The 20,102-nt window shown below is 69.6% G+C and carries 19 protein-coding genes; 7 read left to right on the top strand and 12 right to left on the bottom strand.

What is annotated here, in order from left to right; all coding sequences use genetic code 11:
- Positions 1–6: 6 nt before the first annotated feature.
- Positions 7–717 carry a type 2 periplasmic-binding domain-containing protein gene (locus tag ACTMO_RS0104640; protein WP_157062789.1) on the bottom strand — a complete coding sequence of 237 codons (711 nt, stop codon included), beginning with the start codon at positions 715–717 and terminating at the stop codon, positions 7–9.
- A gap of 252 nt (positions 718–969) precedes the next feature.
- On the opposite strand from ACTMO_RS0104640, the gene edd reads away from it, so the two are divergent.
- Both edd and eda read left to right on the top strand, forming a co-directional pair.
- Positions 970–2,826, top strand: a complete 1,857-nt coding sequence (gene edd / locus ACTMO_RS0104635) for a phosphogluconate dehydratase (RefSeq protein WP_019853498.1) — start codon at positions 970–972, stop codon at positions 2,824–2,826.
- A gap of 25 nt (positions 2,827–2,851) precedes the next feature.
- Positions 2,852–3,475 (top strand): bifunctional 4-hydroxy-2-oxoglutarate aldolase/2-dehydro-3-deoxy-phosphogluconate aldolase, encoded by a 624-nt coding sequence (eda, locus tag ACTMO_RS0104630; protein WP_019853497.1) that lies wholly within the window; start codon positions 2,852–2,854, stop codon positions 3,473–3,475.
- Positions 3,476–3,543: 68 nt separating this feature from the next.
- Here the strand turns inward: eda and ACTMO_RS0104625 are convergent, their stop codons facing one another.
- The 4 genes from ACTMO_RS0104625 to recA form a co-directional block, all read right to left on the bottom strand.
- On the bottom strand, positions 3,544–4,593 hold the full coding sequence (locus ACTMO_RS0104625) for an ABC transporter substrate-binding protein (RefSeq protein WP_019853496.1): 1,050 nt from the start codon (positions 4,591–4,593) through the stop codon (positions 3,544–3,546).
- Positions 4,594–4,682: 89 nt separating this feature from the next.
- On the bottom strand, positions 4,683–5,363 hold the full coding sequence (locus ACTMO_RS0104620; RefSeq protein WP_026448878.1) for an HAD family hydrolase: 681 nt from the start codon (positions 5,361–5,363) through the stop codon (positions 4,683–4,685).
- Between the two features lie 62 nt (positions 5,364–5,425).
- The gene (locus tag ACTMO_RS20310) at positions 5,426–6,025 is read right to left on the bottom strand and encodes a regulatory protein RecX (RefSeq protein ID WP_019853494.1); all 600 of its coding nucleotides are present in this window, start codon (positions 6,023–6,025) and stop codon (positions 5,426–5,428) included.
- Between the two features lie 22 nt (positions 6,026–6,047).
- Positions 6,048–7,130, bottom strand: a complete 1,083-nt coding sequence (gene recA, locus ACTMO_RS0104610; RefSeq protein ID WP_019853493.1) for a recombinase RecA — start codon at positions 7,128–7,130, stop codon at positions 6,048–6,050.
- 280 nt (positions 7,131–7,410) lie between these two features.
- Between recA and ACTMO_RS21885 the strand changes: the two genes are divergently transcribed.
- The gene (locus ACTMO_RS21885; protein WP_019853492.1) at positions 7,411–8,136 is read left to right on the top strand and encodes a DUF4383 domain-containing protein; all 726 of its coding nucleotides are present in this window, start codon (positions 7,411–7,413) and stop codon (positions 8,134–8,136) included.
- 31 nt (positions 8,137–8,167) lie between these two features.
- Here the strand turns inward: ACTMO_RS21885 and ACTMO_RS0104600 are convergent, their stop codons facing one another.
- Positions 8,168–8,362: a DUF3046 domain-containing protein gene (locus tag ACTMO_RS0104600; protein WP_019853491.1), complete on the bottom strand. Its 195-nt coding sequence runs from the start codon at positions 8,360–8,362 to the stop codon at positions 8,168–8,170.
- Between the two features lie 359 nt (positions 8,363–8,721).
- Between ACTMO_RS0104600 and ACTMO_RS0104590 the strand changes: the two genes are divergently transcribed.
- Positions 8,722–9,294 (top strand): GNAT family N-acetyltransferase, encoded by a 573-nt coding sequence (locus ACTMO_RS0104590; protein WP_026448877.1) that lies wholly within the window; start codon positions 8,722–8,724, stop codon positions 9,292–9,294.
- A gap of 78 nt (positions 9,295–9,372) precedes the next feature.
- On the opposite strand, the gene ACTMO_RS0104585 is transcribed toward ACTMO_RS0104590, so the two are convergent.
- A complete protein-coding gene (locus tag ACTMO_RS0104585; protein ID WP_026448876.1) occupies positions 9,373–11,055 on the bottom strand; it encodes a DUF885 domain-containing protein in 1,683 nt (560 codons plus the stop codon).
- 123 nt (positions 11,056–11,178) lie between these two features.
- Between ACTMO_RS0104585 and ACTMO_RS0104580 the strand changes: the two genes are divergently transcribed.
- Together ACTMO_RS0104580 and ACTMO_RS0104575 are read left to right on the top strand one after the other, a co-directional pair.
- Positions 11,179–11,850, top strand: a complete 672-nt coding sequence (locus tag ACTMO_RS0104580; RefSeq protein ID WP_245556027.1) for a DUF3153 domain-containing protein — start codon at positions 11,179–11,181, stop codon at positions 11,848–11,850.
- 117 nt (positions 11,851–11,967) lie between these two features.
- On the top strand, positions 11,968–13,092 hold the full coding sequence (locus ACTMO_RS0104575; protein WP_019853486.1) for a polyprenyl synthetase family protein: 1,125 nt from the start codon (positions 11,968–11,970) through the stop codon (positions 13,090–13,092).
- An 82-nt stretch (positions 13,093–13,174) separates the two neighbouring features.
- On the opposite strand, the gene ACTMO_RS0104570 is transcribed toward ACTMO_RS0104575, so the two are convergent.
- Positions 13,175–13,540 (bottom strand): Rv2175c family DNA-binding protein, encoded by a 366-nt coding sequence (locus ACTMO_RS0104570; protein ID WP_026448875.1) that lies wholly within the window; start codon positions 13,538–13,540, stop codon positions 13,175–13,177.
- A 206-nt stretch (positions 13,541–13,746) separates the two neighbouring features.
- Between ACTMO_RS0104570 and pknB the strand changes: the two genes are divergently transcribed.
- Positions 13,747–15,747 carry a Stk1 family PASTA domain-containing Ser/Thr kinase gene (pknB, locus tag ACTMO_RS0104565; RefSeq protein ID WP_019853484.1) on the top strand — a complete coding sequence of 667 codons (2,001 nt, stop codon included), beginning with the start codon at positions 13,747–13,749 and terminating at the stop codon, positions 15,745–15,747.
- A 120-nt stretch (positions 15,748–15,867) separates the two neighbouring features.
- On the opposite strand, the gene ACTMO_RS0104560 is transcribed toward pknB, so the two are convergent.
- The 4 genes from ACTMO_RS0104560 to ACTMO_RS0104545 all read right to left on the bottom strand — a co-directional run bounded on the left by ACTMO_RS0104560 (position 15,868) and on the right by ACTMO_RS0104545 (position 20,075).
- Positions 15,868–17,307: a class II 3-deoxy-7-phosphoheptulonate synthase gene (locus ACTMO_RS0104560; RefSeq protein ID WP_051099020.1), complete on the bottom strand. Its 1,440-nt coding sequence runs from the start codon at positions 17,305–17,307 to the stop codon at positions 15,868–15,870.
- Positions 17,308–17,520: 213 nt separating this feature from the next.
- A complete protein-coding gene (locus tag ACTMO_RS0104555; RefSeq protein ID WP_019853482.1) occupies positions 17,521–18,558 on the bottom strand; it encodes a 6-phosphofructokinase in 1,038 nt (345 codons plus the stop codon).
- A 162-nt stretch (positions 18,559–18,720) separates the two neighbouring features.
- Positions 18,721–19,224: a polyadenylate-specific 3'-exoribonuclease AS gene (locus tag ACTMO_RS0104550; RefSeq protein ID WP_019853481.1), complete on the bottom strand. Its 504-nt coding sequence runs from the start codon at positions 19,222–19,224 to the stop codon at positions 18,721–18,723.
- An 83-nt stretch (positions 19,225–19,307) separates the two neighbouring features.
- Entirely contained in the window at positions 19,308–20,075 is a 768-nt protein-coding gene (locus tag ACTMO_RS0104545; protein WP_019853480.1) for a lysophospholipid acyltransferase family protein, read from the bottom strand.
- Positions 20,076–20,102 lie beyond the last annotated feature (27 nt).

The following is a 20,102-nucleotide window of genomic DNA, read 5'->3' as shown; positions in this document are numbered from 1 at the left end:
GACGGGTCATCCCTCCCCGTCGCCGGGACCGTTCCCACCAACGTCCTCCGACCTTTCGGTCTCCTCCGCGAGGAGCGGGGCCGTGGCGTTCGGACGCCGGCGCAGCAGGGTGTCCTCCGCGTTCCGCCGCCACTGTCCGCTCTCGACGGCCCCGGCCAGGATCCCGCGCAGCCGGGTGCGGAACTTCTCGTCCCCGGCGGCCACCGCGACGAGGTGCTCGACGCGTTCGCCGTCGGCCCCCGTGGTCACCGCGTAGGGAGCCACCACGCGAACCCCCTCGGCCGAGGGGGAGACACCGCCCAGTTGGATGTCCACGCTGCCCCGGGTGAGAGCCCCGGTACGCAGGGTTTCGGGCAGTCTCCGGAAGGCGAGCTGCTCGCGGGGGTCCAACCCCAGTCCCTCGGCGAGCAGCCGGGCGACGCGCACGTCGAACCCCCGGTAGCTTCCCTCCGAGCGGCGCACGAAGTCGGGGGCGTCCGCGCGGAGCCCCACCAGCAACGTGCCACGACGTCGGATCTCGGCCAGCGTGGGAGAACCGGGAAGTTCCGTTGCGGCCGATTCCGTGGCGGAGACCTCCGGCGCGGCCGTGTCGGTACGCGCGTTCTCCTCGGGTGGCAGCACGGCATCTCCCCGGTCCGCGTCGACCCCGCCGCACCCGGACAACACCGTGACCACGACCGCTGCCGCGGCCACCGCCGACACCCACCGGACTCGCATGTCCACCATCCTCGTGTGCCCGCCCGCCGGTGTCCACTCCCTCCCGTCGAGAAGAGCGCCCGGAACGGGCCAGTGTGGTCCGGAGTCTGGTCAGCAGGTCATTCGGAGTGGAGTCCTTGGGGTAGTGTGGGTATCTGGATCGGTTGTGATACTCGGCTTACAGCGGATAGGCTCCAACAGGTCCATACCAATTGAGGCGCCAGTGTCGTCGCCCACCCGTCAGTCACCCCGTATCGCATCGGGAGGCGATGAATGTCCCAGGCCAGCTTGCACCCGGTGATCCGACGGGTCACCGACCGCATCGCCGAACGCAGCGCGAGCTCCCGCCGTGCCTACCTGGAACGGATCCGAGCGGCCAAGCACACGGAACCGGCCCGGGCGAACATGGCCTGCAGCAACCTCGCGCACGGTTTCGCGGCGATCAGCGGCACCGACCGCGAGTCCGTCAAGGGACTCGTCCGCCCCGGCGTGGCCATCGTGTCCGCCTACAACGACATGCTCTCGGCGCACAAGCCCTACGCCGAGTTCCCGGAGTGGATCAAGGAGTCCGCCCGGCAGGCCGGCGGGGTCGCCCAGTTCGCCGGCGGGGTACCGGCCATGTGCGACGGCATCACCCAGGGCCGTACCGGCATGGAGCTGTCCCTGTTCTCCCGCGAGGTCATCGCCATGTCCACGGGCGTGGCCCTCTCCCACGAGATGTTCGACGCGGCCCTGCTGCTCGGCATCTGCGACAAGATCGTGCCCGGTCTGCTCATCGGAGGCCTGTCCTTCGGACACCTGCCCATCACCCTGGTGCCCGCCGGTCCCATGCCCTCCGGTCTGCCGAACAGCGAGAAGAGCAGGATCCGTCAACTGTTCGCCGAGGGCAAGGCCAGCAGGCAGGACCTGCTGGAGGCCGAGTCCGCCTCCTACCACTCCCCCGGGACCTGCACCTTCTACGGCACCGCCAACTCCAACCAGCTCGTGGTCGAGACCATGGGGCTGCACCTGCCCGGAGCCACCTTCGTCCCCCCGGGCACCCCGCTGCGCAGGGCGTTGACCGAGGAGGCGGCCAGGAACGCGGTCCGAGCCGCCAAGGACGAACAGGCCCCCTCCATCGGGGAGATCGTCGACGAACGGGCGATCGTCAACGGTGTGGTGGCCCTGCTGGCCACGGGTGGCTCCACCAACCACACCCTGCACCTGCCCGCCGTGGCCGCCGCGGCCGGAATCGAACTCACCTGGGACGACTTCTCCGAGCTCTCCTCGGTGGTGCCACTGCTCGCCAGCGTCTACCCCAACGGTTCGGCCGACATCAACCACTTCACCGCGGCCGGCGGGGTGCAGACCCTGATCGGACAACTGCTGGACGCCGGGTTCCTGCACCCCGACGTGAACACGGTCGCCGGACCCGGCCTGGAGCGGTACCGGCAACAGCCCTTCCTGGAGGACGGGGAGCTGGTCTGGCGGGACGGACCCCACCACAGCCTGGACACCAGTGTGCTGCGCGGCGTCTCCGAGCCCTTCGACACCGAGGGCGGACTCCGCGTGCTGGAGGGCAACCTCGGCCGCTCGGTGATGAAGATCTCGGCCGTCCGGCCCGAGAACCGCTCGGTCACCGCGCAGGCCCGCGTGTTCGACGACCAGGAGGAGTTCAAGGCCGCGTTCCAGGCCGACGAACTCAACAGGGACGTGGTCGTGGTGGTGCGCAACCAGGGACCACAGGCCAACGGTATGCCCGAACTGCACGGCCTGAGTCCGAGCCTGGGGGTTCTCCAGGACCGTGGCCACCGGGTCGCCCTGGTCACCGACGGGCGCATGTCCGGTGCCTCCGGCAAGATCCCCTCGGCCATCCAGGTGACACCCGAGGCCAGTGCGGGCGGCCCCCTGTCCAAGGTCCGCGACGGGGACATGCTCCGCGTCGACGGGGAGCAGGGAACGCTGGAGGTGCTCGTCCCCGACGCCGAGCTGGAGTCCCGTCAGCCGGCGGCCCCGGCCACGGCCGAGCAGTTCGGCACCGGCAGGGAACTGTTCACCACCTTCCGCCGCGTCGTCGGACGCGCGGACCGGGGAGCGAGCGTCTTCCCCGCCCCGGAGCAGCACAGCGTCCCCGACGAGATCTCCGCCTGACCCACGAGCAGGAAACGGACAACCGATGCGAGCCGCGACCGAGATACTCGACATCAGCCCGGTCATCCCGGTGGTCGTCCTCGACGAGGCCACCCAGGCCGTGCCGTTGGCCCGGGCGTTGCAACGCGGGGGAATACGCACCGTGGAGATCACCCTGCGCACCCCCGTGGCGCTCGAGGCCGTCGAGCGCATCACCGCGGAGGTGGAGGACCTCTCCGTGGGAGTGGGAACGGTCACCGAACCCGGCCAGGCGGAGAAGGCCGCCCGCGCCGGGGCGGAGTACCTGGTCACCCCGGGAAGTACCGACCGACTGCTGGACGAGGCCAACGAGACCGGCCTGCCCACCCTGCCGGGCGTCAGCACCGTCTCGGAGGCGCTGCGGGTCGCCGAGCGCGGTTTCACCGCGCTGAAGTTCTTTCCCGCAGAACCGGCGGGAGGAGTTCCCTATCTCAAGGCCCTGGCCAGCCCACTCCCCGGGTTGACCTTCTGCCCCACCGGGGGGATCACTCCGGACAACGCGGGGCGCTACCTCGCGCTGCCGAACGTGCGGTGCGTCGGCGGTTCCTGGCTCACCCCGCGGGAGGCGCTGAGCAAGGATGACTGGGGCCGAGTGGAGGCACTGGCCCGCCAGGCCGTCGCCCTCGGCTGATCCCGACCCGCCGCCCGCCGGGTGTCCGCGACACCCGGCGGGCGGTTCGTCCCGGCGGAACGAGCGGGTCAGCGCACCGGCTCCACCTCGGTGCTCGGGTCCCCGTCGATCGCCGCGACCAGTCGCGGCACCAGTCCGTCGAGCGCGACGGGCAGGCTCAACGGGCTGGCGAACGAGACCGCGCCGTTGAGCGTGCTGCCGCGCGGCATCGTGATGTCCCGTCCCTGCCGGACGGTGTCGAGCTGCTGGTAGACCTGCTGACGGGAGACGCTGTCCTCGGGTGACCCGTAGATCCCGAGCAGCAGGACGTCCGATTCGAGAACCCCGAGGCGTTCCTTGCTCAACTGCACCGGTTCCCGGTTCTCTCCGGAGAACAGCTCGCTGGCCGCGCGCGGCATCCGGAAGCCGAGCGAACGAAGCAACCGGGGGGCGGGTCCCTCGGCGTAGACCCACACCTCACCGCTGATCGAGGTGGCCAGCAGTCCGGTGGCTCCCTCGAAACGCGGATGCCGGGACTTGATGTCCCCGAAACGGGACTCGATGTCGCCAACCAGCTGTTCGGCCTTGTCCCGTCTGCCGAGAGCCCGTCCGATGATCCTGGTCATGTCCTGCCAGGGAACACTGAAGTTCGCGAACTCGGCGGGTTGCGCGACGGTGGGGGCTATCCGGGAGAGCTTGGTGTACTCCTGCTCACTCAGCCCCGAGTTCACTCCGATGATCACGTCGGGATTCAGCGCGGCGATCCGTTCGAACTCCAGCTCCTCGCGGGCCAGCACCTCGGGCAGGTCCCGCTGACCGAGGGCCTCGCGCGCCCACGGCCACAGCGCCCCGTCCTTGCCACCGAACCACTCGCGCGCGCCCACTGGGGCGGTGCCGAGGGCGAGCACGGTGTCCTGGTCGGTGAGTCCGACCGTGACCACACGCTTCGGCCGCCTGGGGATCTCGGTGGTGCCGTGCTTGTGGTCGATCCGCACCGGGAACCCGTCCTCCCCGGAGGAGCCTCCCGCATCATCCCCCTTGCCGGGGGCACAGGCCGTGAGCAGCAGCACACCTGCCCCGCCCAACAGCCCTCTGCGGCTGATGCCCGAACTCAGTGGACCGAACGTGTTGCGCGACATTGATCATCCTTGATACCGGAAACGATGTTTAGGTTAGGCTAAACAAATAGGTTTCCGGGTTCAAGACCCCCGAGGCCGGGCGGTCCGGATCACACCACCCTGGCCCCGGCGAGCATCCCCACGGCCTCGCGCAACGAGTCGGCCACCGGTCGACCGGTGGCCTCCAACGCCGCGCGTGACATCACTCCGGTGGACACGAGCACACATCCCGCGCCCACCCGCTCGGCGGCCTCGGCGTCGTCGACCACGTCCCCGACGACCACGACCTCGGAGGCCCGCAGGCCGAGCGAGTCCAGGTGCGCGGCGAGATGGGCGGTCTTGGAACCACCTCCGGTGGAGTCCCGCAACCCCTCGACGCGCTCGAAGAACCCCTCCAGACCGAAACTCTCCACCAACGGGACCAGTTCCTCGTGGAAGAACATGGACAGCAGGGAGTGACTGCCTCCGGTCTCCGACCAGTCCCGCAGCGAGTCCCACGCGTCGGGGGCCAGCTCGCAGGTGTGCAGCAGCGCCCGGTACGTCTCATGGTACGTCCGGTCGATCGTGGGCCAGTCCCGCTGCCCGAGTTCACGGCCCAACAGTCTCTCGTAGGAACGCCGCAACGGCCTGCCGAAGATCGCGCGCCACTGTTCGAGATCCACCCGACTCGCTCCGAAGGCCGAGCACACCGCGTTGACCCCCGCGATGACGGCGTGGTTGTCCGCCAGCAGCGTCCCGTTCCAGTCCCACACTATGTGATGCCCAGCGGGCACGACGGTCGATTCGCTCACCGGCGGAGCCTATCGACTCCCCTTCCGCGAGCCCAGGCAGAGGTCACCCACACCGGAACGGCTCACGGATCCGGCTCCACGTCCCCGGGCAACTCCTCGAAGGAGGTTCCCGAGGACTCCAGTTCCTCCCGCACGACGCGGTAGGCCAGCGCCTGACCGTATCCCTTGCGCGCGAGCATCGCCAACAACCGACGTGCCCTGGTCCGTGGCTCGACGGCGGTCATCCCCCGCGCCCTGCGGCGTACCAGCTGGCGGGCACGTTCCACTTCGGCGTCGGTGTCCACACTGTCCAGCGCGGCCCGGACGGTGTCCCCGTCGATCCCCTTGCCGCGCAGCTCCTCCTCCAACGCCCTGCGGCCGAGACCGCGTTCGCGGTGGCGACTACGCACCCACTCCGCGGCGAACGTGGCGTCATCGACCAGTCCCGCCGCGACGAACCTGTCCAGCACCGCGTGCGCCGTGTCCGCGTCGATCCCCTGCCGACGCAGGGCGCGCAGCAGCTCGGCGTGGCTGCGCGCCCGTGTACTCAGCAGGCGGTACACGGTGTCGCGGGCGAGCCTCTCGGCGGCCTCCGTGCCGACCGCCTCGGCGGCCTCCGCGTACTCGCCCTCGTCCGCCGGAACATCTCCGGTGGCACCGTCCCCCGAACGGGTTCGGCTCACCTCGCCACCGTCCCTCCCCGGCTCAGAACTCCACCGGCGCGGGCTCATCCTGCTGTCCCTGCTGCTGCGCCTCGGAGGGGGAGCCCGAACCTATGCCCAGCTTCTCCTTGATGCGTTTCTCGATCTCGTTGGCGATGTCGGGGTTGTCCCGCAGGAACTTGCGCGCGTTCTCCTTGCCCTGCCCCAGCTGGTCGCCTTCGTAGGTGTACCAGGCTCCGGACTTGCGGATGAACCCGTGCTCGACACCCATGTCGATCAACGAGCCCTCGCGGCTGATGCCGTGCCCGTAGATGATGTCGAACTCGGCCTGCTTGAACGGTGGGCTCACCTTGTTCTTGACCACCTTGACCCGCGTGCGGTTACCGACGGCGTCGGACCCGTCCTTGAGAGTCTCGATCCTGCGCACGTCCAGTCGGACCGAGGCGTAGAACTTCAACGCCTTGCCTCCCGTGGTCGTCTCGGGAGAGCCGAACATCACTCCGACCTTCTCGCGGAGCTGGTTGATGAACACCGCCGTGGTCTGCGAGGTGTACAGCGCCGAGGTCAGCTTGCGCAACGCCTGACTCATCAGCCTGGCCTGCAGGCCGACGTGGCTGTCCCCCATCTCGCCCTCGATCTCGGCCTTGGGAACCAGGGCGGCCACGGAGTCGATGGCGATCACGTCCAGCGCGCCGGAGCGGATCAGCATGTCGGCGATCTCCAGCGCCTGCTCGCCGGTGTCGGGCTGGGAGACGAGCAGCGAGTCGGTGTCCACTCCGATCGCCTTGGCGTACTCGGGATCCAGCGCGTGCTCGGCGTCGATGAACGCGGCCGTGCCCCCCGCCTTCTGGGCGTTGGCCACCGCGTGCAGGGCCACCGAGGTCTTACCGCTGCTCTCCGGGCCGTAGATCTCGACGACGCGCCCCCGGGGCAGTCCCCCGATCCCGAGGGCGACGTCCAGCGCGATCGAACCGGTGGGAATGGCCTCCACGGCCGGACGCGTGTCCTCGCCCAGCCGCATCACCGATCCCTTGCCGAACTGCTTGTCGATCTGGGCGATGGCGAGTTCGAGCGCCTTGTTCTTGTCGTTGCTCTTGTCGCCGCCCTTGTCGGATGTTGCTGCCATCGGGGCCACCTCGGTCGGGTCGAAGGGTCGTGGTCTCAGGTACCGACGCTACGGGGAAGGGCCGACAGTCCGACCGCCGGTTCGTCGACCCGTGGACAGCCGCGCCCGCTGTGGATCCATTCTACCCGAACTGGTGTTCGATAACGCCCCCGATTCCCCTCTCCCGTGTGACGAGGTGGACGCTGACCAGGTGCGATCTACCCCTGAAAGGGGGATACTGAGACGGCAGCGGCACTCAGTCACCGCTACCACGAGCACCACGTGTGCCGGGAGGTGCCCGATGCGCATCGACCGCTACCTTCCCCCTGAGCACTGGTTGAGCAAGGTCTACCGCGCGGGAGCCGCCGCGTTCGGGGGCGGACTGATCGCCTTCGGAGTGCTGGGCTTCACCAACAACCTCGGCTTCTTCTCCACCAGCGGAACCCAGATACTGGGGCTGTCCAGCAACGGGCTGCTCTCGCTGATCTCGGTGATCGTGGGGGCCGTGCTGATCGCCGCCGCAGCAGTGGGCGGACCGCTCGCCTCCACCACGACAGCCACGATCGGCGGACTGTTCCTGCTCTCCGGCCTGCTCAACCTGGCCGTGCTCGACACGGCCTGGAACCTGCTGGCCTTCGAGATACAGAACGTCGTGTTCAGCCTCGTGGCGGGCATGCTGCTGTTGTTCGTGGGCCTGTACGGCCGAATCAGCGGCGGCCTGCCCAGCGACAATCCCTTCGTGCGTTACCGCAGACACGAACCTCCCGAGGGGGAGGTGCCCGAACAGCGCGCCCGCGAGCGCCAACGCGCCGAGGAACTGAAACCGCTCGCCGACGCCGAAGTGGCCCTCGGCGAGGGACATGCCACCCCGGAGCAGGAGAGACTGGTGCGCACCGAGGCGACTCGCCTGGCCAGGGCGGAACGGCGCCGCGCCTACGAGCACTACGCTCACCTGCAACAGGCGTTGCGACAGCAGCGCGGCGGCGGGGCCGCCTCGGGGAACGCGGAGGAGGAGGTCCAGCGCTGACCCCCGCGGGAACGAGGAGTCGTTCGACGGTTCAGCGCCGTCGGGGCGGCACCTCGAAGGCGTCGCAGAGCACGGTCCAGACCCGCTTGGGCTCCCAACCGGCCTCGAGGGCCTCGTTGACGGTGCGCTCCCCCAACGCGGCCAGCACGTGGTCCCTGGCCAGGGTGTCGGCCCTGATCTCACCGAATTCCTCGGCCATCCGCTGCCGCAGAGCTGTGTAGCGCATCGACCCCACTCTACGGGCACCGACACGGCCCGCCGTCCCGGCGGAGGGAGCGGGCCCACCCCGTTCCGGAACGGCTAGGCTGGGGACATGCTGCAGGCCGACCCGACCGGGTTCTCCTCGTTCTGGGGCCAGTTGGTCGTGGCCCTGATGCTGCTCGTCATCGTGATCCTGCTGTTGCGCAACCTGTGGAACCGGCGCGACAAGTGACCGCGCGGACCGACCGGTCTCCTGCCGGGCGGACAACCCGGTGCCACGGTTCCACCGGCGAGACCGACGAGCACGGCGTTGTGTGACACGGTGGTTCCGCAGCGTCCTACCGACAGGCGAACACTTCCGGGAATCCTCTAAGGTGCTGACCCGTGACCGCTGCACCCTCTCCACGTTGTGAACGAGTGGTGGAACTCTCCACCGAGGAACTGCGCGCCCGCCTCCCCGAAGCCGTACGGCTCTACGTCACGGCGATGGGATACCCCTCCTGGACGACCCAACAGCGCATCCCGGTCTGGTCGGCCCACATGTCCCGCTCCGGCTGGCGCTGCGTCGCCGCCTTCGACGACCGCGACGAGCTGAGCGGGATCGGCTACGGCTACTCCGGGGACGCCGGACAGTGGTGGCACGAGCAGGTACGCCGGGGGATGCAGGAACACCTCCCCCCGGACCAGGTCAAGGGCTGGCTGGACGACTACTTCGAACTGACCGAACTCCACGTGCACCCCGAGGCCCAGGGACACGGACTCGGCCGGAGCATGCTGCGTACCCTGCTCGCCACGGCGCCCGGGGCGAACGTGTTGCTGTCCACCCCGGAGGGCCCCACCAGGGCGTGGCGACTCTACCGCCGGATGGGATTCACCGACATACTCCGCAACCACCGCTTCATGGGGGACCCCCGGCCCTTCGCGGTGCTCGGCAGGTCGTTGCCGCTGGACACGTGAGCCGAGCGACGCCCCACACGGAGAGCGTCCCCGAGCGCACCGGGGCCGGTCGGCACCGGCCCCGTCGGGTCTCCGCGGTCAGATCCCCGAAAGCCGCTCGCGCAGGGTGTCCAGCCCCATCGACCCCATTTCCAGCGCCTCGCGGTGAAACCGTTTCAGGTCGAAGTCCGCACCGTGCCGCTGCTGGGCCTCCTGCCGGGCGGACAACCAGAGGCGCTCGCCGAGCTTGTACGAAGGGGCCTGGCCTGGCCAGCCGAGATAGCGGTCGATCTCGTCCCGCACGTTGGCGGTGTCGGTGATCGTGCGGGTGAGCATGAACTCCAGCCCGAGTTCCGGTGTCCAGGTCCGCCCCTCGTGGAATCCGGTGCCCTGGGGGATCGGCAGCCGCAGGTGCATGCCGATGTCCACGATCACCCTGGCCGCGCGGAACAACTGCTCGTTGAGCATTCCCAGCAGGTCACCGTCGTCGGACAGGTAACCCAGCTCCCGCATGAGCCGCTCCGCGTACAACGCCCACCCCTCCGCGTGGGCGGAGACGGTGCAGGCCAGACGTTGGAACTTGTTCAGGCGGTGGGCCTGGTACACGGCCGTCGCCACCTGCAGATGATGGCCGGGAGCCCCCTCATGGTACACAGTGGACAACTCGCGCCAGGTGGGGTACTCCTCCTTGTCCGCGGGCACGGAACGCCACATGCGTCCGGGGCGACTGAAGTCGTCGGTGGGAGGCGTGTAGTACGCCCCGGTTCCCCCTCCGGGCGGAGCGATGCGGCACTCCAGAGTCATCAGGGGATCGGGAATGTCGAACTGGGTGCGACGCAGCTCCCCCAGAGCGCGGTCGGAGACCCGCTGCATCCACTGCGCCAGGGCCCGCTGCCCGTGCACCCGGTAGCGCGGGTCGGCGTCCAGCGCGGCGGCGGCCTCCGCCAGGGTGGCCGAGGGTTTGATGCGGTCCGCCACCCGCTTCATCTCGGCCTCGATGGAGGCGAACTCGTTCCAGCCCCACTCGTAGGCCTCGCGCAGGTCCAGGTCCGCGCCGATGAAGTACCGCGACCAGAGCCGGTAGCGCTCCTCCCCCACGGCGTCCTCTGCCGGGGCCTGCGGCAGCAACTCCTCCCGCAGGAAGTCGGCCAGCTCCGCGTAGGCCTCGGAGGCCAGGGCCGCACCCCGTTCCAGCTCGTTCCGCAACGCGGGCTCCACCTCGCCGGCACGCGTGATCAGGGCGGTGAAGAAGGAACCGCCGTCGCGGCGTCCGGACCAGGTGTCGCACTGCTCGGCGACCCGTTTGACCTGGCGTGCCGCCGAGACCTGTCCCCGGGCGGCGGCCTCGGCCAGTCCCGAGGTCAGTCCCTTCACCGCCGTGGGCAGCGCGGCCATCCGTTTGGCTATGTCGTGCCACTGCTCGGCGGTGTCACCCGGCATGAGATCGAAGACCTGACGCAGTTCCTGCACCGGGCTGGCGATGACGTTCAACGACGACATGTCGGCACCGGCCTCGTGGAGTTCGACCTCGAGTCCCACCCGCTCGGTGAACACGGCCTTGGCCACCGCCTCGGCCTCGTCGACCGGCTCGACCTCCGACATCTCGGCCAGGGCGCGCCGGGCCAGCTCACCACGCGCTCGGTGGCCCTCCGGCGAGTAATCCGTCAGCTCCTGCTGACGAACCGGAACTCCCAGGGACGTAGCGGTGATCGGGTCGAGCTCGGCCAGCTCGTCCACGTACCGGTTACTGATCTCATGCACACCTCGGGCCTCGGATGACATGGCAGCACGCTACCGCGCCCGACCTGTCCACCTCGACACCGCTCCGGCGGCGGCACCCCGCGCCACCTCCGGTTCAACCGGTGAAAAACGCCGTGACGTGGCACGATCGCAGAGGTGCGGGGTGTGTGGTGTGCTGACGGCAGGGGACGTTCCCGGCTGACAACGGTGTTGGTGGTCGTGCTCGTGGGCCTGCTGGCCTCCGGGTGCCTGAACGCGACCGTCTCGCTGTCCATCGACGAGGAGGACAGGGTCTCGGGGCAGGCCCTGATCGCGGTTCCCCCGAGCGCGGACGACCGGGTCCGACTGCGGGTTCCGGACGAGCTGTCCGAACGGGTGCGGATCACTCCCTACCGGAAGGAGGGTCAACGGGGCTCGAAGGTCGAGTTCGACCGCCTCGACTTCGACGAGCTGGAAAGGCTGGCCCGGGAACTGAACAACACGAACTCCCGGTACTCCCTGTCCGTCTCCCGCTCGGGCTCGCTGGTCAACGTGGACGGGTCGGTGGACCTCACCCCGCTCGCCGACACCAGTTCGGAGGTGCTGGTGGAGATCAGCACCCCGGGCGAGGTCACCACCACCAACGGAAAGGTCGACGCGGGGGTGGTCAGCTGGGAACCCGCCCCGGGCGAGGTGACCGAGATGTCGGCCACCTTCCAGTTCAGCGACGGGCGCAGCGCGGGCCTGTTCGGGTGGTCGACCGTGGTGGGGGCACTGACCTTCGGGGTGGCCGTGCTCGTGGGGTTGATGGCCCTGCTCGCACACCAGCACCACCGCAACGAGACCCAACGACGCTAGAGACGTGCCGGAGCTCGTTCACCACCTCCGGAGGAGGAACACATGGTGCACACCCGTGGACCCGATGCAGTCACCCCCGGAACGCCGGGCAGTGGGCGGGTCGCGGAGGATGACCGTATGCCCCTCGAGGATCTGGTGACCGGACACGGCACGGCGGAGGCCGCCGTGGACAACGAGATTCCGGAACGGGTCCGGCGGACGCTGGAGGACTATCTGCACGAACGGCTCCGCCAGTGCGGGGAGCTGGATCCCGCCGTCGCCGGGGCCGCGGGGGAACTGGCCGATTTCGTGCTGCGCGGAGGAAAACGCATCCGCCCCACATTCGCCTGGTGGGGGTGGCGGGCAGCGGGAGGCCCCGCCTTCGGCCGCCGGGCGAGCACCATGCTGCGTGCGGCCAGCTCCCTGGAGTTGATCCAGGCCGGAGCCCTGGTCCACGACGACCTGATCGACGACTCGGCCACGCGGCGCGGCAGTCCGACGGTGCACGTCCGCTTCGCCGAGGCCCACCGCGAGCACGGCTACACGGGCAGTGCGGAGGACTTCGGGCTGGCCACCGCCGTGTTGCTCGGTGACCTCGCTCTGACCTGGGCCGACGACATGCTGCACTCGGCGGGACTGCCCCGGGTGGCGCTGGAGCGCGCCCTGGAGCCGTGGCGCGCGATGCGCACCGAGGTACTGGCCGGTCAGTACCTGGACATGCTCGGCCAGGCCCGTGCGGACGAGAGTCCCGAAGCGGCCCTGCGCATCGACGAACTCAAGTCGGCCTCCTACACGGTGGAACGTCCGCTGCAGTTCGGAGCGGAGATCGCCGGGGCGGACCGGAAGACCCTGGAGGTGCTGCGCCGTTTCGGGGCCGACATCGGTGTGGCCTTCCAACTGCGCGACGACCTGCTCGGCCTCTTCGGGGATCCCGCCGTGACGGGGAAGCCGGCCGGCGACGACCTCCGGGAGGGCAAACGGACCGTGCTGATGGCCGAGGGCGTGCTCCGGGCCCGTCAGCAGCGGGAGGAGACCACCCTGAAGCTGTTCGAGTCCTCGCTGGGGGACACGGAGCTGACCGGCGAACGGGTCCGGCTCGTCCGCGAGGGCCTCGAAAGGCTCGGGGCCGTGCGGGCCGTGGAGGAGCGGATCGACACGCTGAGCCGCTCCGCCCTGTCCACGCTGCACACCTCGGAGCTGCCCGAACCCGCCGTACGTGCCCTCGAACGGCTCGCCGTCTCGGTCACCGACCGGGAGGCCTGACCCGACCCGGCGGCACGCACTCCACCCCGGTTCCCGCACCGGGCCGTCCGGGACCGACGGCGGAAAGCGCCGCAGCGCTCCCTCAGAGAGCCATCGCCTGGGCGCGACGCTTGACCTCACGTCCCCGGTCCCCACGCAGCGCCTCTATCGGGGTTCCCGGCAGGGTGTCGTCGGAGGTGAACAACCATTCGAGGATCTCGTCCTCGGTGTAGCCGTTGTCGCGCAGCAGCGTGATGGTGCCACCGAGCCCCTTGACCACGGAGGCCCCGGACAGGAAGGCCTCGGGAACCACGAGTTCGCGCTCGCGGCGCATCGCCACCAGCTGCCCGTCGCGGATCATCTGGTGCACCCTGGTCAACGGATACCCGAGGCGTTCGGCGACGGTGGCCACCGGAACGACTTCCACGTCGGGGTCGAGTACATCGGGAGCGGAAGGAACCGAACTCACACCCACAGCCTGCCATCGGCCCGAGCGGATTTCCAACACGCATGCCGTGCCCGTGTGCGGACCGGCCTCGCTACCATCGGCGGCGTGTTCGAGTATGCGTTCGGTCCGCTCCGCACGAGCGGCTCCGCGAGGACGTCACCGCCACGGGCGGAGGGGGCACACGGTCGCCGCCCACCGGCCGGTGGGGGCCGGGCGGTGGCAGCGCGATGAGCTCGCCCCCCTCGGACCACGGGCCCCAGGAGCTGCTCGGATCCTCCTTGGAACGCCGTTACCGGGTGGACTCGGTGATCGCGCGCGGAGGGATGTCCACCGTCTACCGGGGGATGGACACCCGTCTGGACCGCCCGGTGGCGCTGAAGGTGATGGACGCCCGCTACGCCGGGGACCCCTCGTTCACCGAACGGTTCGAACGCGAGGCCCGGGCGGCCGCCCGGCTGCACCACCCGAACATCGTGGCCGTCTACGACCAGGGAGTGGATCCGGGCCACCAGGGGCAGCACCACGTCTACCTGGTCATGCAGCTCGTCGAGGGCAGCACGCTGCGCGAGCTGCTGCGCCGCCGGGGCAGGCTCTCTCCCGCGGTGGCGCTTTCGGCGCTGGAGGCGGTGTTGGCCGCCCTGTCCGCCGCCCACCGGGCCGGCATGGTGCACCGTGACGTCAAACCGGAGAACATCCTCCTCGGTGAGGACGGGGCGGTCCGGGTCACCGACTTCGGTCTGGTGCGGGCCGCCGCCGGATCGAACACAACCGGTGACAGCGTCATCCTGGGAACCGTCGCCTATCTCTCCCCGGAGCAGGTGGCCACCGGGGCCGCCGACGCCCGTTCTGACGTGTACGCAGCCGGGGTCGTGCTCTACGAACTGCTCACGGGACACCCCCCCTACACCGGGGACACGGCGATCTCCGTGGCCTACCGACACGTCAACGAGGACGTGGACGCGCCGGGGAAGCACGTCGACGGCGTCCCCGCCGCCCTCGACAGCCTGGTGACCCGTTTCACCCGCCGGGATCCGGCCCACCGGCCGGTGGACGGGGCGGCCGCGCTGCGGGAGCTGCGCACCGTCCGCGACGAGCTCGGGCTCGCTCCCGTGCCGGTTCCGGCGCCGGGCTCCTCCGGGGAGCAGGTTTCCCCGACCGCGAGACTGTCCGGCTCCCCCGAATCCGTCCCGGCGGAGACGAACGGTCGAGCCGGGCCGCTGGGAACGCGTGCGCTGCACCGTCCCGGAGCGGACACCTCCGCTGAGGAGGACACCAGCGAACTGGCTCCGGTTCCCCCCACGGAGTCACCCGCCTCGGAGGGGGGCAAGCGCTCCGAGCGCCGCCGTGCTCGGGTGCCGACCGTGCTGGGGCTGGTCGTGCTGCTGGTCGGCGCCCTGGTCACCGGAGGCGCGTTGTGGTGGAACAGCAGCTCCTACGTGAAGGTGCCCGAGCTGGCCGGCCACCCGCTGGACGAGGCGAAGCAGCGGCTGCGCGCGGCCGAACTCGACGTCCACGTCTCCCGTTCCTTCCACGACACGGTGCCGGAGAACACCGTCATCGGGTCCACTCCCCAGCAGGGGACGAAAATCCGCACCGGCGACAGGGTGGACCTGCGGGTCTCCCGGGGCCGTCCCACGGTGCCCGAGATCGACCCGGGAAGCCGGGTCGCCGAGGTGGAGAGCAAGCTGCGCACGGCGGGGCTGAAACCGGAACGGGACTCCGAGGCCGAGCGCTACCACGACAGCGTTCCCCAGGGACGGGTGATCGGGGTGAGTCCCTCCCCCGGGTCCGAGGTGAACACCGGGAGCACGGTGACCATCATCGTCAGCAAGGGGCCGCCCCCCGAGCCCGTCCCCGACGTGCGGGGAACCGAGAAGGAAAAGGCGCTGCGAACCCTGCGCTCGGCCGGGTTCGACCCCCGTGTCTCCGGGCACGAGTTCGCCGAGGACGTCCCGAACGGCCACGTGGTACGCACCGATCCCTCGGCGGGCACCGAGGTCCCCATGGACGGCGAACCCCGCGTGGAGGTGGTGCTGTCCAGTGCCGTCAGCGTGCCCAACTTCTCGGGCAAACAACTGGACGAGGCCCGCCGGCGGGCCTCGGAGGCCGGACTGGAACTCAAGGTGGAGTCCCTGTTCGGCAGGGAGAACGGACGCGTGTTCGGTCAGCTCCCGGTTCCGGGAAGCACCGTCGAAGAAGGCTCGAAGGTACGGGTGACGGTCTTCTGAGTCCCGACGGCGACCGGTGTCGCGGCCCCGGACCCGTCACCGGACGGATCGCCGAGCTCCGGCGGGTCGTGCGGAGCCGGAGGCTCCGACCCCGCACGACCCACCGGAGCCGTTGCCCGTTCAGCCCCGCAGCATCTCCGCGATCAGGAAGGCGAGCTCCAACGACTGCTGGGTGTTCAGCCGGGGATCGCAGGCGGTCTCGTAGCGACCGGCCAGATCGGTGTCCGAGATGTCCTGGGCACCCCCGAGACATTCGGTCACGTTCTCCCCGGTGTGCTCGATGTGGATACCACCGGGATGGGTCCCGAGCTGGTGGTGCACCTCGAAGAAGCCCTGCACCTCGTCGACCACCCGGTCGAAGTGCCTGGTCTTGTAGCCGGTGCTGGACTCGTGGGTGTTTCCGTGCATCGGGTCGCACTGCCAGATCACCCGGTGCCCGGAGGCCGTCACCTTCTCCACGATCGGTCCGAGCCGGTCCCGAACCTTGTCGTTGCCCATCCGGCTGATCAGGGTCAGCCTGCCGGGCTCGTTGTGCGGATCGAGCCGTTCCACGTACTCCACGGCCTCCTCCGGCGTGGTGGTCGGCCCCAGTTTGATCCCGATCGGGTTGGAGATCAGCTGGGCGAAGGCGAGGTGCGCCCCCTCCAACTGACGGGTCCGCTCCCCCACCCACAGGAAGTGCCCGGACAGATCGAACAGTCTCGGCTCCGGCCCGGAGGTGTCCAGCCGCAGCATGGCCCGCTCGTAGTCCAGCACGAGCGCCTCGTGGCTGGAGTAGAAGTCCACCCCGTGCAGGCTGGAGTCGTCCACCCCACAGGCACTCATGAAGCGCAGCGCCCGGTCGATCTCCGCGGCGACGGACTCGTAGCGCTCTCCGGCGGGGGAGTTGAGCACGAAGTCCCTGTTCCAGTCGTGCACCTGACCGAGGGCGGCCGTCCCCCCGCTGGTGAGCGCCCGCGCGAGGTTCATCGTCGCGCTGGCGTTGGCGTAGGCGCGGATCATCCTGGAGGGGTCGTGCACCCTGGCCCGTTCGTCGGCCACCAGCGAGTTGACCATGTCACCGCGGTAACTGGGCAGCCCCAGGGCGTCGGTGGACTTGGAACGCGGCTTGGAGTACTGCCCCGCCATGCGCCCCACCTTGACGACCGGGGTGCTCGCCCCGTAGGTGAGCACGACCGCCATCTGCAGCAGTGTGCGGATTCCCGCCCGAATGTGGGGTTCGGTGTTGTCGGCGAACGTTTCGGCACAGTCCCCGCCCTGCAACAGGAACGCCTCCCCCCGGGCCACGGAGGCGAGGCTGTTCCGCAGGCGGTCGACCTCACTGGGCACGGTCACCGGTGGAACGCTTTCCAGCACCGAACGCACGTCGCGCGCCTGCCGCGGATCCGGCCACTCCGGCTGTTGGGCGGCGGGGCGGCTCAGCGCGTCGTCGAGACGGGTCCTCAGCTCGTTCGGCAGCGGGGGAAGTTCGGGCAGTGTGTCCACGGGCACGTCGACGGTCCACGACTTGAGACCGTTCGAACTCGTGCCTTGCGCTGCTGATTCGGGGTCAACGGGCATGTCGCCCAGCGTAGCGGGTCCGTCTCGCATCCTGTGATGCTGTCCCGTGTGCTGAAAAGCACTGTGCCCCCGCCGCCGCGGGGAACCGGCGGCCACCGCCTCCGGCGGAGCTCGTCCGCCCCGTCCGGGGCGGACGCCGGAACTCGTGGACCGAGGTGCCCCGCGCCCCACAGGGCACCCTGCTCCCGTGACGGTCCGGCCGGTGAGGCCGGGTCAGCCGAACAGTGCCTGGGCCTCCGTGTAGCGCCGCACCGGGACGGTCTTGAGTTCGGCGGTGGCCTCCTCCAGGGAAACCCGCACGATCTCCGTGCCGCGCAGGGCGACCATCTTTCCGAAGTCCCCCTCGGCCAGGGCGTCCACGGCGTGTAGTCCGAAACGGGTGGCCAGCACCCGGTCGTAGGCCGTGGGAGTGCCGCCCCGCTGGGTGTGCCCCAGCACCACGGCCCTGGACTCGTTGCCGGTGCGCTGGGAGATCTCCTCGGCCAGCCAGGTTCCCACACCTCCGAGGCGCACGTGACCGAAGGAGTCCCGTTCCCCGGTCTGGAGCACTTCGGAACCGCCCTCCGGAACGGCTCCCTCGGCGACCACGATGATCGGGGCGTACTGCCTCTCGAAACGACGCAGCACCCAGTCGCACACCCAGTCGACGCTGAACCGCTGCTCCGGCCCGAGGATCACGTTGGCTCCCCCGGCCAGGCCGGAGTGCAGGGCGATCCAGCCCGCGTGCCTGCCCATCACCTCCACGACCAACGCGCGGTGGTGCGACTCGGCGGTGGTGCGCAGCCTGTCGATGGCCTCGGTGGCGATGTGCACGGCGGTGTCGAAGCCGAAGGTGTAGTCGGTGGCGTCCAGGTCGTTGTCGATGGTCTTGGGAACCCCCACCACCGGAACACCCTCCCCGGAGAGCTCGTGGGCCACCCCGAGGGTGTCCTCACCCCCGATGGCGATCAGCGCCTCGACCCCCTGTTCTTCCAGGGTGTTCTTGATCCGCTCGACCCCGTCGGCCTCCTTGTAGGGGTTCGTGCGGGAGGATCCCAGGATCGTTCCCCCCCGGTCGAGGATCCGTTCGACCTCGTCGAGCCCCAACGGCATGGTCAGCCCCTCCAGCGGCCCTCGCCAGCCGCTGCGGAAACCGACGATCTCCTTGCCGTACACCTCGATTCCCTTGCGGGTGACCGCGCGGATCACGGCGTTCAGCCCCGGACAGTCACCGCCCCCGGTGAGCACCCCGACACGTTCGGTCGCGACCATCGCTCCTCCTCGGAAAACGCTCCCTCGTGGGTGAGATTCCTCTCACCGCGCGAGCTTTTCACGGACTAAATCGGTGCAGCAAGTAACACGATGGTTCCGAAACGTGTGCACGACGGCGGTCTCGCACGCCCCGACTGCCGTCGCTGGAGCGGGGCGGTGGGGCTAGCGCTGTGGATAGCCGAGCTGTCGTCTGCGCTGTTCGATCACCTGCCAGCGCCGCAGGTTGTGCTTGGCGTCGGCGAGCGCGTCGTGGGCGTTGGCGGGTGCGGAGGGCAGCTTCGGCTTGCCGACGGCCTCCCAGTGCTGGCGGAGATCCCGGGTGAACTTGGGCAGCCGGGAGGGCAGGGCGGGCATCGCCCCCCACAGTTGGGCGAGCGCCACGTGGTCGTAGGCGGCGTACCAGGCCCACAGTTCGATCTCGGAGGAGTGTGCGGTCAGGAACGAGTAGAGCTCGTCACGGATTCTGGCGCGGGAGCGCCAGCTCGGCGACCCGGGAGCGGGAAGCTGGGGCAGCACGTGCTGCCGCACCCAGGGGCCCGCGCGGCCGGCGTCGAACTCGGTGGAGACGGCGTAGAACTCCCGCCCGGTCTCGTCGACGACGCCGATCGAAACGAGATCGATCGTCCGGCCGTCCTCGATGAACTCGCAGTCGTAGAAAAACCGCACTGGAAAAGGGTATGTGCCCGCCCGCCGGGTCCGGACACACCCCGTCCGGCGGAGGAGTCCGCCGGACGGGGTTTCGGTCTCGGTCACCCCGCCTTGGAATCGGGCAGCCTGCTGTTGTCGGTCCTGGCGGCCTTGGCCGCCTGACGCTCCCGTTTGCTGATGACCCGCCCGCTCTCGGCGATGTCGTCCTTGGCCCGCTCGGCGTAGATGTCCACGTACTCCTGACCGGAAAGCTCCATCAGGGCGTACATGATCTCGTCGGTGATCGACCTTTCGGCGAAGCGGTCCCCGGCCATGCCCTCGTAGCGCGAGAAGTCGAGCGGCTCTCCCACCCGGATCCGCACCCGGTGGGGACGCCACATCTTGGTGCCGATCGGATTGACCTTCTCCGTGCCGATCGTGGCCACCGGGATGACCGGAACATCGGCCTCCAGAGCCATCCGGGCCACCCCGGTCTTGCCCTTGTAGAGCCTTCCGTCGGGGGAGCGGGTCCCCTCCGGGTAGATGCCGAGCAGCCTGCCCTCCCGAAGCAGACGGATCCCCGTGTCCAGGGCGGCCTGGGCGGCGGCCCCACTGGAGCGGTCTATCGGAACCTGACCCACTCCGCTGAAGAAGTACCTTTTCAGTGCCCCCTTGATCCCCTTTTCCGTGAAATACTCGCGTTTTGCCAGGAACGTGACCCTGCGCGGAAGTTTCAACGGCATCAGGAAGGAATCGGCCACGGCCACATGGTTGCTGACCAGAATCGCGCCGCCCGAGTCCGGAACGTTGTGTGCCCCCTCCACCGTGGGACGACACCACAACTTGATGAGAGGACCGAGAAGAACGTACTTCATCACCCAGTACAGCACCGTGTCGCTGCCTCCCTCGTGGCCCGA

The organism is Actinopolyspora mortivallis DSM 44261 (assembly GCF_000384035.1).
In the GTDB taxonomy this organism is placed as follows: domain Bacteria; phylum Actinomycetota; class Actinomycetes; order Mycobacteriales; family Pseudonocardiaceae; genus Actinopolyspora; species Actinopolyspora mortivallis.
This window is presented reverse-complemented; position numbering and strand designations above follow the sequence as displayed.

Bases quoted from the DNA above. Each gene is read 5' to 3' on its own strand.
- ACTMO_RS0104640 (WP_157062789.1), bottom strand. From the start codon at position 717: ATGCGAGTCCGGTGGGTGTCGGCGGTGGCCGCGGCAGCGGTCGTGGTC.
- edd (WP_019853498.1), top strand. From the start codon at position 970: ATGTCCCAGGCCAGCTTGCACCCGGTGATCCGACGGGTCACCGACCGC.
- eda (WP_019853497.1), top strand. From the start codon at position 2,852: ATGCGAGCCGCGACCGAGATACTCGACATCAGCCCGGTCATCCCGGTG.
- ACTMO_RS0104625 (WP_019853496.1), bottom strand. From the start codon at position 4,593: ATGTCGCGCAACACGTTCGGTCCACTGAGTTCGGGCATCAGCCGCAGA.
- recA (WP_019853493.1), bottom strand. From the start codon at position 7,130: ATGGCAGCAACATCCGACAAGGGCGGCGACAAGAGCAACGACAAGAAC.
- ACTMO_RS21885 (WP_019853492.1), top strand. From the start codon at position 7,411: ATGCGCATCGACCGCTACCTTCCCCCTGAGCACTGGTTGAGCAAGGTC.
- ACTMO_RS0104600 (WP_019853491.1), bottom strand. From the start codon at position 8,362: ATGCGCTACACAGCTCTGCGGCAGCGGATGGCCGAGGAATTCGGTGAG.
- ACTMO_RS0104585 (WP_026448876.1), bottom strand. From the start codon at position 11,055: ATGTCATCCGAGGCCCGAGGTGTGCATGAGATCAGTAACCGGTACGTG.
- ACTMO_RS0104575 (WP_019853486.1), top strand. From the start codon at position 11,968: ATGCCCCTCGAGGATCTGGTGACCGGACACGGCACGGCGGAGGCCGCC.
- pknB (WP_019853484.1), top strand. From the start codon at position 13,747: ATGAGCTCGCCCCCCTCGGACCACGGGCCCCAGGAGCTGCTCGGATCC.
- ACTMO_RS0104560 (WP_051099020.1), bottom strand. From the start codon at position 17,307: ATGCCCGTTGACCCCGAATCAGCAGCGCAAGGCACGAGTTCGAACGGT.
- ACTMO_RS0104555 (WP_019853482.1), bottom strand. From the start codon at position 18,558: ATGGTCGCGACCGAACGTGTCGGGGTGCTCACCGGGGGCGGTGACTGT.